The sequence below is a fragment of the Burkholderia sp. AU6039 genome (assembly GCF_002223365.1).
Classification (GTDB): domain Bacteria; phylum Pseudomonadota; class Gammaproteobacteria; order Burkholderiales; family Burkholderiaceae; genus Burkholderia.
The window spans coordinates 1-15681 of record NZ_NKFK01000005.1; the positions used below are offsets into that span (position 1 = coordinate 1).

The window sequence follows — 15681 nt, forward strand, 5'->3', positions numbered from 1 at the left end:
CGACGTGGATCGCCTGCATCTTCTTCCAGTCGGCGAACGAATAGTTCTCGATCGGGTTGACGATCTGGATGCCCGCGTTCGACACGAGGATGTCGACCGAGCCGAACGTTTCGGCCACCTTGTCGATGCCGCTGTTCACGGCTTCCTCGTTCGTCACGTCCATCGCGACGCCGATTGCCTTGCCGCCCGCCTTGACGATCTCGTCGGCGACCGCGTTCGCGCCGTCCTGGTTCAGGTCGGCGATCGCGACGGCCGCGCCCGCTTTCGCGAGCTCGAGTGCGATTTCCTTGCCGATGCCGCTCGCGGCGCCCGTGACGACTGCGGTCTTGCCATTCAGGTTGCTCATGTTCGAATTCCCGTGGTGAAAGGATTGACAGGGAGAAAGGACTGCGGACGTGTTACTGAGCCAGGTAATCGTAGACGACTTCGCCAAGGCCCAGTGTCAAATCTGCGACGATGTGGCGGGCTTCGACGATTTCGAGCACGGGCAGGTCGGCCACGGGCGCGAGCGCATGCGGCGCCAGCTCGAGCGATGCGGGGCCCGTCCACGCGCCCTTCATCTTGATGTCCTGCATGTAGTAGCGCACCAGTTCGCAGACGCGCGCGGTGCCGTCGACGTGCGGGATGATCTTCAGCAGGAAATTGGGGCCGGCGAGACGCCTGGTCTGCTCGTCGATGTCGAGCTCCTTGTGCTTGTAGCCCATCGTGCCGGTGGCGACGCGCACCTTGCCGTAGTCGAGCGTGCCGAGGAGGTGGTCGGTGTTCACGTGCAGCGTGGGCGACGCGAGCTTCTTCGGGAAGCCCCACAACTCGCGGCCGCCGGCGATCGGCGGGTGATCGTCGAGATACATCGCGAGCGTATAGCCGCCCGGCTGGCCGTTGTATTCGACGGGAATCACCTGACCGCTTTCGGTGTAGTCGCCGAAGCCGGTCGAATCGGCCATGCGGATGAATTCGTAATGCACGAGTGGCTCGGTGACCTGCAGCGGCTCGGGGACGATTTCGCGGAGACGGTCCGGATCGGTGCGATACGTGATGATCAGGAACTCACGATCGACGAAACGGTAAGGGCCCATCGGGAAGGCGGGGCTGGTCAACGGCATCGCAAACGCTTTCGATCGGACATCGCTGGGTTTCATGCGGACTCCTTGTTGTTGATCGCTTCGTGGATGAGTGCTCGTAAGCTCGTAATCCTATGCCTGTGCGTTACCGTTGTGCGATGCCGCATATGGAATTAATTGTTGCCGATTTCGAAGCATTTGCAGCGTAAATATTGAGATGAATGACGCAAACGGTCTGGATGGCACCCGGCGTCCCGATGTTTGCACGCGTCGATGACGCCACGATGTGAAAAAGGTGAGTCTTTACGGGATGCCAGGTGAGCCTTTTCGGGAGACGGTCGCGCGGGAATATGACAAATGTGTGAACTTGTGTTGCGGTGCAGGCTCTAAGCGCGTTCGCGGCGGCGGGCTTCGTCGCGCGGTCGTCTTATTAAGCATCACTTAAGCGGGTGCGCCTTAGCATCGTTCGTAGCAGGCCGGGCAACCGGCCGATTTTTTACGCCCCACGCAACCGGATTCATGCAGACCCTCAATCTCACCCTCTTTTCCGCCATCAACGCCGGGGTTGCGCCGCAGCCGGGCGTGGCCCGCCTCGCCATCTTCGCCGCCGACTGGCTCGTCTATGCGTTGCCCGCGATGCTGCTGCTGACCTGGATCTTCGGCGCGCGCCCGACGCGGCGCCAGGCGATCGAAGCCGGCGTCGGCGTGTGCGTGGCGCTCGCGCTCGCGCAAGTCATCGGACATTTCTGGTTCTCGCCGCGCCCGTTCATGGCGGGCGTCGGCACGCAGCTGATTCCGCACGCGCCGGACAGCTCGTTTCCGAGCGATCACATGACGTTCGCGTGGAGCATGGCGGTCGGGTTGATGCTCGGCGGCACGACCCGGTTCACCGGGTTCGTGATGGTCGCGATGGCCGCGGCGATTGCATGGGGACGTATCTATGTGGGCGTGCACTGGCCGTTCGACATGGCAGGCGGCGTGCTGGTCGGCACGGCTGGCGCGCTGGCCGCGCACCTGTACGGGCAACGCGTGACCGCGCTGCTCGAACGGCTCGGCGATTCGGTGCATGCCGCCGTGATGGGCCGCCGGCACGCGCCGTAAGCGGCAGGAGAAAGGGCCGAACGCGGTCAGCCGGGTGTCTTGGCCGATTCGGCCGATGTGGACGGGCCAGCGCCCGCATCGTGCAGTTCAGCGGTATCGGCAGGGTGTTGCGCGGCGTCGCGGTCGAGTGCGCTTTCCTTCAGGATCGCGCACATCGCGACGAACAGCGCGAGTACCACCGCGGCTAGGCCGCAATAGCCGGCGATCTTCAGGTTGCGAAGGAACGGCGAAGCGTGGCTTTCTTTTGTCATGACCGGGCGCTCCTGGGCGGGCTGCGGCGGCTGTCGCCCGACAGCGGCGTCGCACCCACAGATATATACCAGTCGCGATAGCGGTGCCAAGCCCGCTGGTGCGCCGACGCCACGATCGTGTCATCGGCCGGCCAACCTCAAGCGGTACCCGTTTGCCGGGCACCCGCATCCATCAGTCTTCCAGCGTTTCGTGCACGGCCGCCGCGCCGCGTTTCCAGTAGGCCGCCGCACGGATGCGCGACTTGTCGACGCCGCGCTCGCCGGTCAGGTGCTGGCGTACCGCGCGCATCGACAGCGCTTCGCCCGCCGCCCACACATAGCCGTCGCCGGACGGCGGCAGCGGCAGGTCGCGCACGGCATTCAGCAGCACGTCGCCGTCCGCCGCGTCGGCTTCGGCGCGGAAGCGCCAGATTTCATGCACGTCGGCGCGCGTGTCGAACGCGATCTGCGCGGTGCGATCCGCGACTTCCATCACGACGGCTACACGCGCGCCGGCCGGCAATTCCTCGAGACGCCGCGCGATCGCCGGCAGCGCCGTATCGTCGCCGATCAGCAGGTGCCAGTCGAAACCGGTCGGGACGACGAACGAACCGCGCGGGCCGCCGATGCCGAGCCATTGGCCGACACGTGCCTGCGCGGCCCACTGCGACGCGGGGCCCGGGTGGTTCAGCACGAATTCCAGATCGAGTTCGCCGGCGGCGCGGTCGAAGCGGCGCGGCGTGAAGTCGCGCGCGACCGGCTTCGGTTCGCCTTCCGGAAACTCGGGACCGTTCGCGCCGAGCGTCGGCAGCACGGGCCGTTCAGCGCCGGGCGGCGGGAAAAATACCTTCACGTGATCGTCGAACGACGCGGATTCGAAATCCGCGAGATCGGGGCCGCCAAGCGTGACGCGCAGCAGGTGCGGCGTGACGGTGTGCACGCGTAGGACTTGCAGCAAGCGGAACTTGAGGGTGTGGCGCACGCGGGTCACGGTGCGGTCGGATGTGTTCTGCATCAATCCGTTCTCCTTAGGGTTGGAAGGGGCGGCGCGGATTACGCACCGCTGCCGCCTTCGATTTCAGCCGTCGCGCGGCGCATGATGGCGGCGATGCGGCGCTGTTCGTCGGCGTCGGCGGCGCTCTTGTGCAGCAGCGCGCGCTTGAGTGCGAGGCGTGCCTCGACGAACTCCGGCAGCCAGCCTGCTTGCGCTTCGTCCGGCGTTTCGTTGCCCGCCGATTCTCCTGCGAACGCGCGGCGCATGAACTCCATCTTGCGCGCGAGGTGCGTGAGGCGTGCGAACAGTGTGTCGACGCGTTCGCGTTGCGCGTCGAGATGCGCGCGGCCGGCGTCGGTCAGCGCATAGCGCTTGCGGTTGCCTTCCGCCTGCGACGCGACGAAGCCGACTTCTTCGAGATACGTGAGGGCCGGATACACCATGCCGGGGCTCGGGCTGTAGAAGCCGTTCGAACGCGTGTCGAGCGCCTTGATCAGCTCGTAGCCGTGGCTCGGTTGCTCGGCGACCAGCGCAAGCAGCAGCAGCTGGAGATCGTCGGAGCTGAACTGGCGGCCGCGCGGCATGCCGTCGTCGCCGAAATCGCCAAAGCCGCGCCCGCCACGGCCACCGAACGGGCCGCCACCGCCGAGCGGATCGTGGCCGCGGCGATGGCGGCCGATTGCGTACCAGAGACCGGCGAACCCGTCAGGGCGGGCATGCGCACCATGACCGTCGCATCGGGCATGGCCGCGGGAAGGGTTGTGTCGCATGATCGAGTCCTATATGTCGTAAAACATATCTAAAGATATATATCGAAAGATAGGTCGTCAAGGGGATTTATTGGGGCTGGATAGCGCGCGAGGATAGGCTGGCGGCTCGGGGCGGAGATGGCCGTCGATGCGGTGCATCAAGCTCGTTGGCGTGTCGATCACGACGATCGGACCGTTCGCGCCTTGCCGGCCTCTGCGGCCATTGACAGCGATTGATCGTGACGCGGCGGCGTGCCGGCACGTATCCGCTCGCCGATGGCACCGCGAGACATCGGCTGCGACGCAGCTGAACCCCACAGTTAATTCACGTAATGAGATTTGATAAAACGCCGACGATAATTATTTGAATCTCTGAAACTGTTTAATTTATTTTCTTTCGATCAAACAAATTTTCCGCGCCGGCAAAGGTATTTAAATCGACCCCGTCATTCAATGTGGTGACTCTGTCGATTGCAAGCCTGTCATGGCCTGCAGGGTGGTGAAGATTTTCGACCCTTTATATGCGAGCTGAAGATTCGTTGTAAATGTAAAGCATTGCAATATTAAGGCGGGATTTGGGTATTTCGATTGTGAAGCGTGATTTTATTTGGCAGGATTTTCATCAAGTTGCTCGAATTTAAAACAACAAAACAACCGACCATTCAATCAGTCGAAATAACACACACCGGATGAGCAACGATCCGAACGGAAGTTGACGAAGAAACTGGTAACGAGGCGGCGAACGGTCGACACCGTTCGCGATCACTGAATCAATCGCGATCCCGGGCGTCGACGCGTCACTCGAGCGATCCGGGCGAATCCGATACGGGGCAGCCATGGCGATACTCAAGAACGATTCTTCCGGGCAAGCGTGCCTGCTCCGCGCGTATCACGTGTTCGGCCGCGACGCCGCGCGCTGCGATACGGTCATCCGCGACGCGTCGGTGTCCCGGGTCCACGCCCATATCCGCTGGGTCGGCGGCCGATGGGAGCTCCACGACCACAGCAGCAACGGCACGTCGGTATCGGGCGTGCCGTTGCGCGACGGCGAGCACGCGGTGCTGCAGCGCGGCGACGTGATCCGGTTCGGCAGGGCGGGTGTCGCGCCCTGGCGCGTCGAGTCGCTCGACGATCCGGCCGATACGCTATGGCCGGTACGGGGCGCCGTGCACCCGATCGTGCTCACGCCGCGCCAGATCCTGGCTGCCCACGCCGCGCAGCCGGTCACGATCGTCCGGTCGCCGGCCGGCGATTGGCTGTGCGACGACACGTTGCCGCCGCGCGCGCTCCATGACGGCGATGAAGTGTCGACGGGCGACGTCACGTGGCGCGTGGCGCTCGTGCGCCATGGCTCGACGATGACGCTGCGCGCGCCGGCCGATCCGGCCGTGCCGGCCCGATTGCTCGAATTCTTCGTCAGCCGGGACGAAGAGCATGCGCGTGCGCTGCTGCATGTTCGCGGCGGCGTGGTCGACCTCGGCGAGCGCGCGCATCACTACAGCCTCGTCACGCTCGCCCGCGCACGTTCGGCCGACATGCAGGCCGGCTACGACGCCGCCACGCAAGGCTGGATCGAACTCGACCGGCTGGCGCGCATGCTCGGTATCGATACGTCCCATCTCAACGTGCAGATTCATCGCGCCCGTAGCCAGTTCGCGGCGCTGCCGGGGCTGGACGCGAGTCAGCTGGTCGAGCGGCGGCGCGGCAGCGTCCGCTTCGGCGATTTCCCGTTCCGCGTCATGCGCGGCGAGCGCCTCGAATGCCAGTCGGTGCCGGGCGTTGAGGCGCGCATCGGCATGCATCGTCCGGCGCCGGACCCGGTCGTCCATTGCTCGTGAACGCGGAACGACCATCCGGGTTGCCGACCGCGGCACGCGCTCGCGTCGTGCCGCACGCGCATGAATCGCAGCGGCCCGCCGCGCCTTTCGCGACGTTGACCGGCAAGCGGCATTACCAGCTCGGTGCGTTGCTCGGCGAAGGCGGCAGCGGCGTGGTGTTTCGCGCGACTTGCGGCGAGACGGGTCAGGACGTCGCGATCAAGCTGATGCGGGACGATGTCGCATGGACCGAAGCCGAGCGCGCGCGCCAGCGCATGCGCTTCCGGCGCGAGACGAGCCTGTGCGAGGCGCTGCGGCACCCGAACATCGTGGCGCTGCTGGACCAGGGGGAAGCGCCCGACGGGCGGCTGTTCGCCGTATTCGAGCGCGTGCAGGGCCAGACCCTGCACGACCGGCTCGCGATGGAGGGGCCGCTGTCTGCCGTCGACACCGGACGGCTGATGACGGAGGTGCTCGATGCGCTCGCGGCTGCACATCGCCGCGGCATCGTGCACCGGGATCTGAAGCCGCAAAACATCGTGCTCGTGATGGCCGACGACGGGCCGCACGCGAAGCTCCTCGATTTCGGGATCGGCGCGCTGTTGCCCGGCGCGACCGAGATCGCGCCCCAGGCCGCGACGCTCGCGGCCGAGGTGCTCGGCTCGCCGTCGTACTGCGCGCCCGAGCAACTGCGCAACGAACCGCCGACGCCCGGAAGCGACCTGTATGCGTGGGGCCTGGTCGTGATCGAATGCCTGACGGGCGAAGTCGTGATGCAGGGCGCAAGCGTCGCCGACATTCTTTATCGGCAACTCAGTCCGGTGGATGTCGCGCTTCCCCCGTCGATCGCGTCGCATCCGCTCGGCTCGGTGCTGCGGCATGCGTTGAGCAAGCATCCGGCGCAGCGTGCCGCCTCGGCCGACGAACTCGCGGCGCAGTTTCGTGCGCTCAATTTCGCCGCGCTCGTCGGTCCGTTCGATGCCGGCCGCGCAAGCCGCCGCATGCGGCCGCATCCGTTCGCGCCGCGCAGCGACGCGGTTGCAACGGCGGGCGAATACCGGCAGGTCACCACGCTGTGCTGTTGCGTGACGATCGCCGGAGACGGCCGGCAACGCCATGCGGGAACCGATCACGGCGCCCTGCTCGACCGCTACGAGGCGCAGTGGCTGACGAAGTGCGCGGATATCGCCGTCGGCTATGGCGCGCAGGTCGACGAGCGGCTCGGCGACACGCTGCTGTTCCATTTCGGCCTGCAAGGCGATATCGATCGGCCCGCGCGCCGGGCGGCACGTGCGGCACTCGACATGGTGCGGGTGGCCGGGCGCGCGCGGCTGCCGGTGCCGGCCGAAGCCGGCTGTACGGACAGCGGCGAAGGCTGGCGCGTCGAATTGGCCGCCGCGATTCACGTCGGGCAGGTTCTCGCGCATGCGGCGCAGTGGGCGGGCGGATCGACGCCGGCCGCCGCGTCGCGGTTGTTGCGGCTGGCCGGGCCCGGGCAGATCCTGATCAGCGACGATGCGCGGCTCGCGCTCGAACGGCATGCCGACTTCCGGCCGACCGGGTTGCGGCTGGCGCGGGCGGGCCTCGCCCCGCAGCCGGTGCATGAACTGCTCGGCGAGCGTCGGGCCGATACGCCGTTCGATTCGCTCGACGGCGGCATGCGGGCACCGATGATCGGCCGTACGCGCGAACTCGATGCGCTGCTGCGCGCGTGGCAGGAGACGCTTGCACGGCATCGTCGCGTAATGCACGATGTGCCGCCGCGGCTCGTCGTCGGCGACGCGGGAATCGGCAAGTCGCGCCTCGTACACGGGCTGTGCGAGACCGTGCGGGCACAGGGCCACGCGTTCGCGCATTGCGGATGCCAGCCGGAGCGGGAGAATCATGCGCTGTTTCCGATCCTGCGGTTCATCGGCGCGCATTGGCAACTCGACGCCGACAGTCCGGCCGACATCACGCACGCGGCGATCGACGCGATGCTCGCGGCGCTCGAATGCGATCGTGCGGCGGCCCGTGTCGCGCTTGCGACCTGGCTGGGGCTGCCCTGCGATGCGAAGGCGGCGAGGTGGCCGGGCGCGCGCGAACAGGACGCGCTGTTCGATGTGCTCGAGCAATTGATCGTGTCGCTCGGCAATGGCGCGCCGGTGTTGCTCGTCGTCGAGGATGTCCAGTGGATCGACCGCTCGACCGAGGATTTTCTGGCGTACCTGCAGCGCTCGCCGCGCGCGGCGGCGCTTTGCATCGTGCTCACGTCGCGACCCGTCAGGCTCGCGCGCTGGCGCGGCGTGACCGAGCGCCTGGTACTGCGCCGGCTGCCGCGCGACGACGCGCGGCGCCTGATGTCGGCGCACCTGGGCCAGGGCGCGCTCGATCCGGCCTGGCTCGACCCGCTCATCCATCGTACGGCGGGCATTCCGTTGTTCATCGAGGCCGTTGCGCGCGAGCTGACGATGTGCGGCGCGGACGGCTCGCTCACGGCGCTGCGGACGATGGACCCGTGCCCGCTTCCGCTCAGTCTCGGCGGAATGCTCGGTCGCGCGTTCGACCGGATCGACGATGCGCGCGGCACCGCGCAGCTCGCCGCGACGATCGGGCTCGAGGTGGATGCGCAACTGCTGGCCGCGGCATCGCCGCATGATCGCGTCACGCTCGACGCGCACCTGCAGCTGCTGCTCGAAGAGCGGATCATGTATGCGCAACATCGGCGCGATCGCGTGTTCTATTCGTTCCGCCATGCGTTGATTCGCGACGCGGCGTACGCGTCGATGCCGCCGGCCGTGCGGTGCGCCAACCATGCGCGAGTCAGCCAGGCGCTGGCCGCGCAAGCCGATCACGGAGCCGGCGCGCATGCGGACGGCGTCGACGAACACGCCACGCGCTTGTGCATCTGAATCCTGCACTCGATGCACGGATGTCCCAGCGGTGCTGCTACCCGCGTCCTACAGTGGGCCAGATAGGCCGATACGGCTTTCAGCGCCGGATCGGCTTTCGACAATCTGGAGACAACCCCATGACAGCCGACTACACCCTTCAACACCGGATCGCGGGCGACGCGTGTGACGCCGCGCGGGGCGAGTGGTTCGAGAAATTCGAACCGTGCACCGGGCACCTGCTTGCGCGCGTGGCGGCCGGCACCGGCGCCGACGTCGACCGGGCCGTGCGCGCGGCCCGCGCGGAATTCGACGGCGGATCCTGGCGCCGCTTGCCCGGCGCGGCGCGGGCGAAGCTGCTGAACCGGCTGGCCGACCTGCTCGAGCATGACGCGGAACGCTTCGTCGAGTTGCTGGCGCGTGAACAGGGGCGCCCCGCGATGGAAGTGCGCATGATGGACCTGCCGATGTCGATCGACACACTGCGCTACTTCGCCGGATGGGCGGACAAGCTCGAAGGCCGCCAGATTCCGACCGGCGGCTTCATGGGGCGCCCGACCGTCAACTACACGGTGCGCGAAGCAGTCGGCGTCGCCGGCCTGATCGTGCCGTGGAATGCGCCGCTGATGATCGCGTGCTGGAAGCTGGCGCCCGCGCTCGCGGCCGGCTGCACGGTCGTGATCAAGCCGTCGGAGGACGCGCCGCTCGCGGTCGGGGCGCTGGTGGACCTGGCGGCGCAGGCTGGTTTTCCGCCAGGTGTCGTGAATCTCGTGCACGGCATCGGTGCGTCGGTCGGGGCCGCGCTGGTCAATCACCCGGGCGTCGACAAGATCAGCTTCACCGGCAGCACCGAGGTCGGCCGCACGATCGCGCGCGAAGCCGGCGCACAGTTCAAGCGGCTGACGCTGGAACTCGGCGGCAAGGCGCCGCAGATCATCTTCGACGACGCGAATCTCGAGCAGGCGATCGCCGGCGTCGCGATGGGGCTGTTCGTCAACCAGGGGCAGACGTGCGCGGCCGGCACGCGCGTGCTGGTGCAGCGCCGTCACTACGACGACGTCGTCGGCGCGCTAGCGCATGCGGCGCGGTCGGTCAGGGTCGGCACGCCGTTCGACCCGGCGACGCAGATGGGCGCGCTGATCAGCGCCCGCCATGCCGACCGCGTGAAGACGCATATCGCCGTGGCGCTTCACGACGGCGCGACGATGGTCGCGGGCGACGAACCGGTGCCGTCGCAAGGCTTCTTCGTGCGGCCGACGGTGTTCGCGAATGTCGATCCGGCGATGCGCATCGCGCGCGACGAAGTGTTCGGGCCGGTCGGCACGATCATGCCGTTCGATACGGAAGACGAGGCCGTCGCGCTGGCGAACGACACCGTCTACGCGTTGTCCGCCACGCTGTGGACCCGCGATCTCGCGACCGCGCACCGTACTGCCGCCCGTCTGCGGGTCGGCGCGGTCGCGGTGAACGCGTGGAGCCCGCTCGACGCACGGCTGCCGTGGGGCGGCTTCAAGGAGAGCGGCGTCGGGCGCGACCTGTCGCAGAGCGGGCTCGATGCGTACCTGGAGGAGAAGGTCGTCACGATCGCGATGTAGCCGCGCACGTGCCGGCTCGGAGACACAACAACAAGATCGCGAGCATTGCTCGCCCGCCTATCCCATTCGACAGACACATGACTACTCAAGACCTGACCTTCGATTACGTCGTCATCGGCGCGGGTTCCGCCGGTTGCGTCGTGGCCGCGCGGTTGATCCAGCAGAACGCCGGTTCGGTGCTGCTGCTGGAAGCCGGCACGCGCGACGACAATCCGTTTCACCGGATTCCGGGCGGCGTGATGCAGGTGTTCCAGAAGAAATCGTGGCCGTACATGACCGAACCGCAGCCGAACGCGAACGGTCGCAGCATGATCATCGCGCAGGGCAAGGTGCTGGGCGGCGGCAGTTCGGTCAACGGGATGATCTACATCCGCGGGCAGCGCGACGACTACGACGACTGGGCGACGCAGTGGGGATGCACGGACTGGCGCTACGACGACGTGCTGCCGTATTTCATGAAGGCGGAAGCGAACGAAAGCCTGGGGCCTGCGTATCACGGCCAGACGGGTCCGCTGCCCGTCAGCGAGAACCGTTATCGCCATCCGTTGACGGCTGCGTTCATCCGGGCCGGGCAGGAGATGGGGCTGCGCTACGTCAACGATTTCAACGGCGAAGTGCAGCAGGGCATCGGCTATTACCAGACGACGACGCGCAACGGCGAACGCGCAAGCACGGCACAGACCTATCTGGCGTCGGTGCGCGACGACGCGAAGCTGAAGGTGGTGACCGGCGCGCTCGTGCACCGGATCCGGACCGATGCGGGGCGTGCGGTCGCGGTCGAATTCAGCGAAGGCGGTCACGCGCCCGTGTCGGTGCGCGTGCGCAACGAGGTCGTCGTGAGCGCGGGGGCGATCGGGAGTCCGAAGGTGCTGATGCTGTCCGGCATCGGGCCGGCGGAGCATCTTGCCGCGCTCGGGATCGATACGGTTGCCGCATTGCCGGTCGGCCGGAATTTCCACGATCATCTGCACATGTCGGTGCAGGCGTCGATTCGCACACCGGCGAGCCTCTACGGCGAGAACACCGGGCTCCGGGCGATGCGCCATTTCCTGCAATGGAAGTGCTTCAGGAGCGGGCTGCTGACCAGCAACATCCTCGAAGGCGGCGCATTCATCGACACGCTGGGCACCGGGCGGCCGGACGTACAGTTCCATTTCCTGCCGCTGCTCGACAATTTCGACAATACGCCGGGAGAGAAGCCACCGGCGAGCGAGCACGGCATGTCGGTCAAGGTCGGCCATCTGCAACCGAAATCGCGCGGGCAGGTGGCGTTGCGCAGCAAGGATCCGTCGGATCTTCCGAGGATCGATGCGAACTTCCTGAGCGACCCGGCCGACCTCGACGGCCAGATCCGGGCCGTTCAGGCCGGGCTCAGGATCCTGTCGGCGAAGGCGCTGCAGGCGCACGTGAAGGAAATCGTCGCGCCTGCCCGTGTCGATCCGGACGATCTGCCGGCAATCGAGCGATTCGTGCGGCAGGACATCAAGACCGTCTATCACCCGGCCGGCACCTGCAGGATGGGTACGGACCCGCGGACGTCGGTGGTCGACCAGAAGACGCTGCGCGTTCACGGCTTCTCCAATCTGCGCGTGATCGATTGCTCGATCTGCCCGCAGGTGCCGAGCGGCAACACCAACGCGCCGGCAATCATGATCGGCGAACGCGGCGCTGACCTGCTGCTCGGTCGGTGAATGAGGCGGCGCAGGGCTGACCTGCGCTGACTTCGCGTCGGGCGATGCCGACGCGGTTTCGTTCGAATCAGAGCGGAAACACGGCCTTGAGCCAGAACGCCGCACCTTCCGGGCGGTTTCGCACATCGGTTTCCATCTGGTATTTGGCGGTCACGAACCAGCCCTTCCCGCTGTCGTACTTGATCGACGGGCCGATCGCGAACGCACGGCCGCGATTGCCGGCGATGGTTTGCCCGGCCTGTGAGTCGTCCGTCATCTGCCGGTAGACATAGCCGCCCGCGCCGACCGTCAGCCCGTTGCCGAAACCCCAGCCCGCCGAATAGTCGACGATGAATTCCTGGCCGGATCGGTAGTCCGTCGCGTGGTTGCGCTGGTTGAAGGTCCACATCAGCTTTGCATCGAACACCGGCCCGGTACGGCCGCCATACGAGATCCCCGCGATCGGCTGGATCGCCCAGACGTGTCGGCCGATGTTGGCCAGGTCGCTTTTGTCGTACCGGCCCGTAGGCGCGAAGAAATCGACGGCGAGCAGCGTGTGGAGCGTCGGCGTGACGTGCCAGCCGAGCGCCGGCCCGAACGTCATGTCGCCGACACCGGTCCGCCGCTGCGATTGCCCGCCCGCGTGCACGTCGAGCGTGACGAGCGGAAGCAGCGCATGCATGGCCAGCGACGCGCCGGCAAATGTGTAGGGTGTGACCCACACGATCCGTGGCGTCACCGAATAGGCAGTGATGCTGAAGTCTGGCGGCGCGACGTTGCGGCCGTCGTTGTTGCGCAGTTCGCCGGCGCGGTAGCGCTCCGCGTAGATCAGTGCATAGAGCCCCGGCGGCGGCAGTGCGCAGCACAGGTAGCCTTCCGCCCCGGTCGGGTAGACGGAGCCGCCGCCTTCGGTTGCGTGAGCGCCGTGCGCGACGACGAGCGCGGACAGCATCACGGAAAGGGAAAGTCGTTTCATCGTTTGTCTCCTCCTACGGCGCACGGCCGGAAGTCGTCTTTCCGCCCGTCAGCAGGGTGCCGCGCCAGTTTTTCGCTCGCATGTGTTTGCGTGCAAAGCCGTCAGGAGTACGGTGCATCTAGGGGAAATCTTTACAACGTCAGGTAGCGTTCCGGCCACGCATGGGAGTTGTGCGAATGTTCTTTCGCATCGATGCGCCGTACGCTACGAGCCGATCCCCTCTTATCGGTGCTGGCCGGGCGCGTGTCGTCACACATGACCGGAAGTCGGGCGAGTCGATCGTCGCGCTCGCTGCATGCGTACGCAGGCGGCCACGCAACGGATGTACCTGAAAGCCGGATTTTTCTGGAGGCGAACGTCATGATCGATTCGGAAGCGCATCCGCCGCTGCAGGCGGGCGGCGTGTCGTGCTGGTCGGAGCAGATCCGGCATCGGTTCTTTCCGCTGGAGCTGAACGCCGGCGCGTCCGGCGAATTCGACGCGAGCGTCGACGTGTTCGATCATGCGCGCTGCCGCGTGGCGCGCATTGCGGCCAGCGCGCACAGCGCCTCCATCGGGCGCGATGCCTGCAAGACGCTGAAGCACCGCTACGTCAAGGTGATCTGGCAACTGAGCGGCGTGGCGAGGCTCGAGCAGGGTGCCAGCGACGTGATCGTGCCGCCCGGGCATTTCACGCTGTACGAGGCGAGCAGCCCATACTGGATTCAAAACGACGCACACGGCGAATTCGTCACGATGCTGTGCGAAGTGGCCGACCACGACGCGCTGCTGGCGCTGGCCCGGCAAGCGATCGGCCGCGCGATGCCGACGACGGGCGGCGCGGCCGTGGCGCTCGCGAGCCTGCAGGCGATGATCGCCGAGGGCCGGCGCATGAATCCGCGCAGCCGCTTCGGCGTGCTGGAACTGGTGGCGACGTTGCTCGCCGAGACCATCGATTTCGCGGACGGCACGGCGCCCGCTTCGCGGCGCAAGATCCGCGAGACGTTGTTGCGCGACGCGCAGCAATACATCCATCGGCATCTGGACGACGGCGAACTGTCGCCCGATCGTATTGCCGCCGCATTGAAGGTGTGCCGCCGCACGCTTTACCAGGCATTCGAATCGATCGGCGAGCGGCCGCAGGCGATGATCCAGCGCCTTCGGCTCGAGAAGTGCCATGAAGTGCTGTCGCAGACCGGTGCCGACGGGGCGAGCATTACGCGCCTCGCGCTGCAGTCGGGGTTTTCCGATCCGGCGTATTTCGCGCGCCTGTTTCGCCGGCGCTTCGGCGTCACGCCGTCGCAGTGTCGGGATGCGGCGATGCAGGACGGGGGCGGTGCGGGATCGTCGGGTTAGTCGCGGCGTGCATTCGTTGCGATTCGAACCGACTCGATCGGAGGATGGCCGGCAGCGTGTGACGACGAACGCGGCAGCGCGGGCCGGCACCGCGCCTGCGTCGTCAGGCGATCCGGACACAGGGGCGTCGCCAGAATCCGCCGGGGCGGCGGCCTAGAACCGCGTACTGAACCCGAGCCGCGCGATCGACTGCAGCGCGCCGCCCGACGCGCCGTTCGCATCCATCACGCCGTTGATCTGCGCGTTGCTGCCGTGGTTCGCGCGCTGGTGCACGCCCGCCACGTACACCATCGTGCGTTTCGACAGCCAGTACTGGACGGCGGCCAGGAGCTGGTGCGCGTGCGCGTTGTCGAGCGTGTCGTTGCCCTTCATGTACGTGTAGCTCGCGCCGATCACCCATGCCGGCGACGGCCGCCATGCGGCACCGGCTTCCGCCGACCACGCACCCGCGCCGTTCTGCGCGTTGCGTACCGTCGTGAAGAGCGCTTTCCCGGTGACCGTGCCGAGCGTGTAGTGCACGCCCGCGCCCCAGTTGCGCACGCTGGTCGGCGGCAGCACGTCCGTCGCGCCATACTTCTGGTTCGTATAGGCCGCGCCCGCGCCGAACGTGCCGTTGTCGTAGCTTGCGCCGACGCTGACCGTGTTGTTCGCGCCGACCGACCCCGCGACGTTCCCGAAGCCGTACAGCGCGCCGAAGGTCAGTCCCGACAGCGACGGGCTCGTGTACTTGACCGAATTCGCGACGCGATTGCTGCCCGCGACGCGATCCCAGTCGAAGGCGCCGGTCGGGTTGTTCGGCAACGCGAGCTTGTCGAACGGCCCGTTGCGAAAGCCGTACAGGCCGACGAGATCCTGCGCGATCTCGTTGCCGCTCGCGGCCAGCGCGTCGACCATTAACTCGTACTGGTTGCCGAGCGTCAGCGTGCCGTACCGGTCGTTCTGCAGCCCGACGTAGGCCGTGCGCGCGAACAGCCCGCCGCCGATGATCGAGCCGTTGCCGAGCGAATACTGGTTGACGAGCCGGAAGATCGCGCGCGTGCCCGCGCCGAGATCCTCCTTGCCTTCGAAACCGAGCAGGTTCGGGAAGAAGATGTTGTCGTCGAACTTCGCGGCGCCGTGGCCGCCTTGATTGCTGACGTAGCTGATGCCGGCGTCCATCAGCCCGAACATCGTCACGCTGCTCTGCGCGAACGACACGGCGGGAATGGCGCATGCAGCGAGCGCCAGAACGGTCTTTTTCGTCATCTCCAATGTGCTCCTCACATGTTTCCGATCGAGTCGGA

At 66.8% G+C, this 15681-nt stretch carries 12 protein-coding genes and 1 pseudogene; 6 read left to right on the forward strand and 7 right to left on the reverse strand.

What is annotated here, in order from left to right; all coding sequences use genetic code 11:
- A partial coding sequence (locus tag CFB39_RS17710) for an SDR family NAD(P)-dependent oxidoreductase (RefSeq protein WP_144030270.1) occupies positions 1–346 on the reverse strand: 346 nt, incomplete at its 3' end.
- A 52-nt stretch (positions 347–398) separates the two neighbouring features.
- Positions 399–1139 (reverse strand): acetoacetate decarboxylase, encoded by a 741-nt coding sequence (locus tag CFB39_RS17715; protein WP_039344575.1) that lies wholly within the window; start codon positions 1137–1139, stop codon positions 399–401.
- 441 nt (positions 1140–1580) lie between these two features.
- On the opposite strand from CFB39_RS17715, the gene CFB39_RS17720 reads away from it, so the two are divergent.
- Entirely contained in the window at positions 1581–2162 is a 582-nt protein-coding gene (locus tag CFB39_RS17720) for an undecaprenyl-diphosphatase (RefSeq protein ID WP_089428706.1), read from the forward strand.
- 26 nt (positions 2163–2188) lie between these two features.
- Here CFB39_RS17720 and CFB39_RS17725 read toward each other — a convergent pair whose 3' ends face one another.
- The 3 genes from CFB39_RS17725 to CFB39_RS17735 all read right to left on the reverse strand — a co-directional run bounded on the left by CFB39_RS17725 (position 2189) and on the right by CFB39_RS17735 (position 4156).
- Positions 2189–2413: a hypothetical protein gene (locus CFB39_RS17725; RefSeq protein WP_089473813.1), complete on the reverse strand. Its 225-nt coding sequence runs from the start codon at positions 2411–2413 to the stop codon at positions 2189–2191.
- A 172-nt stretch (positions 2414–2585) separates the two neighbouring features.
- On the reverse strand, positions 2586–3407 hold the full coding sequence (locus CFB39_RS17730) for a siderophore-interacting protein (RefSeq protein WP_089428704.1): 822 nt from the start codon (positions 3405–3407) through the stop codon (positions 2586–2588).
- A 38-nt stretch (positions 3408–3445) separates the two neighbouring features.
- The gene (locus tag CFB39_RS17735) at positions 3446–4156 is read right to left on the reverse strand and encodes a PadR family transcriptional regulator (RefSeq protein ID WP_089473814.1); all 711 of its coding nucleotides are present in this window, start codon (positions 4154–4156) and stop codon (positions 3446–3448) included.
- Between the two features lie 815 nt (positions 4157–4971).
- On the opposite strand from CFB39_RS17735, the gene CFB39_RS17740 reads away from it, so the two are divergent.
- From CFB39_RS17740 to CFB39_RS17755, 4 genes and pseudogenes are all read left to right on the forward strand, one after another.
- Positions 4972–5973, forward strand: coding sequence for an FHA domain-containing protein (locus CFB39_RS17740; RefSeq protein ID WP_089473815.1), 1002 nt, complete (start codon positions 4972–4974; stop codon positions 5971–5973).
- Positions 5970–8831: pseudogene (locus tag CFB39_RS17745) on the forward strand (TOMM system kinase/cyclase fusion protein); the annotation flags it as partial. The gene CFB39_RS17740 and the pseudogene CFB39_RS17745, both read left to right, overlap by 4 nt.
- 131 nt (positions 8832–8962) lie before the next feature.
- A complete protein-coding gene (locus tag CFB39_RS17750; protein ID WP_089473816.1) occupies positions 8963–10417 on the forward strand; it encodes an aldehyde dehydrogenase in 1455 nt (484 codons plus the stop codon).
- A gap of 77 nt (positions 10418–10494) precedes the next feature.
- Positions 10495–12108 (forward strand): GMC family oxidoreductase, encoded by a 1614-nt coding sequence (locus tag CFB39_RS17755; RefSeq protein ID WP_089473817.1) that lies wholly within the window; start codon positions 10495–10497, stop codon positions 12106–12108.
- A gap of 67 nt (positions 12109–12175) precedes the next feature.
- On the opposite strand, the gene CFB39_RS17760 is transcribed toward CFB39_RS17755, so the two are convergent.
- Entirely contained in the window at positions 12176–13063 is an 888-nt protein-coding gene (locus CFB39_RS17760) for a transporter (protein WP_089473818.1), read from the reverse strand.
- Positions 13064–13423: 360 nt separating this feature from the next.
- Between CFB39_RS17760 and CFB39_RS17765 the strand changes: the two genes are divergently transcribed.
- Positions 13424–14398, forward strand: a complete 975-nt coding sequence (locus CFB39_RS17765; RefSeq protein WP_256991415.1) for a helix-turn-helix domain-containing protein — start codon at positions 13424–13426, stop codon at positions 14396–14398.
- 153 nt (positions 14399–14551) lie between these two features.
- Here CFB39_RS17765 and CFB39_RS17770 read toward each other — a convergent pair whose 3' ends face one another.
- Complete coding sequence (locus tag CFB39_RS17770; RefSeq protein WP_089473820.1) at positions 14552–15643, reverse strand: porin; 1092 nt, start codon at positions 15641–15643, stop codon at positions 14552–14554.
- Positions 15644–15681: the final 38 nt, after the last annotated feature.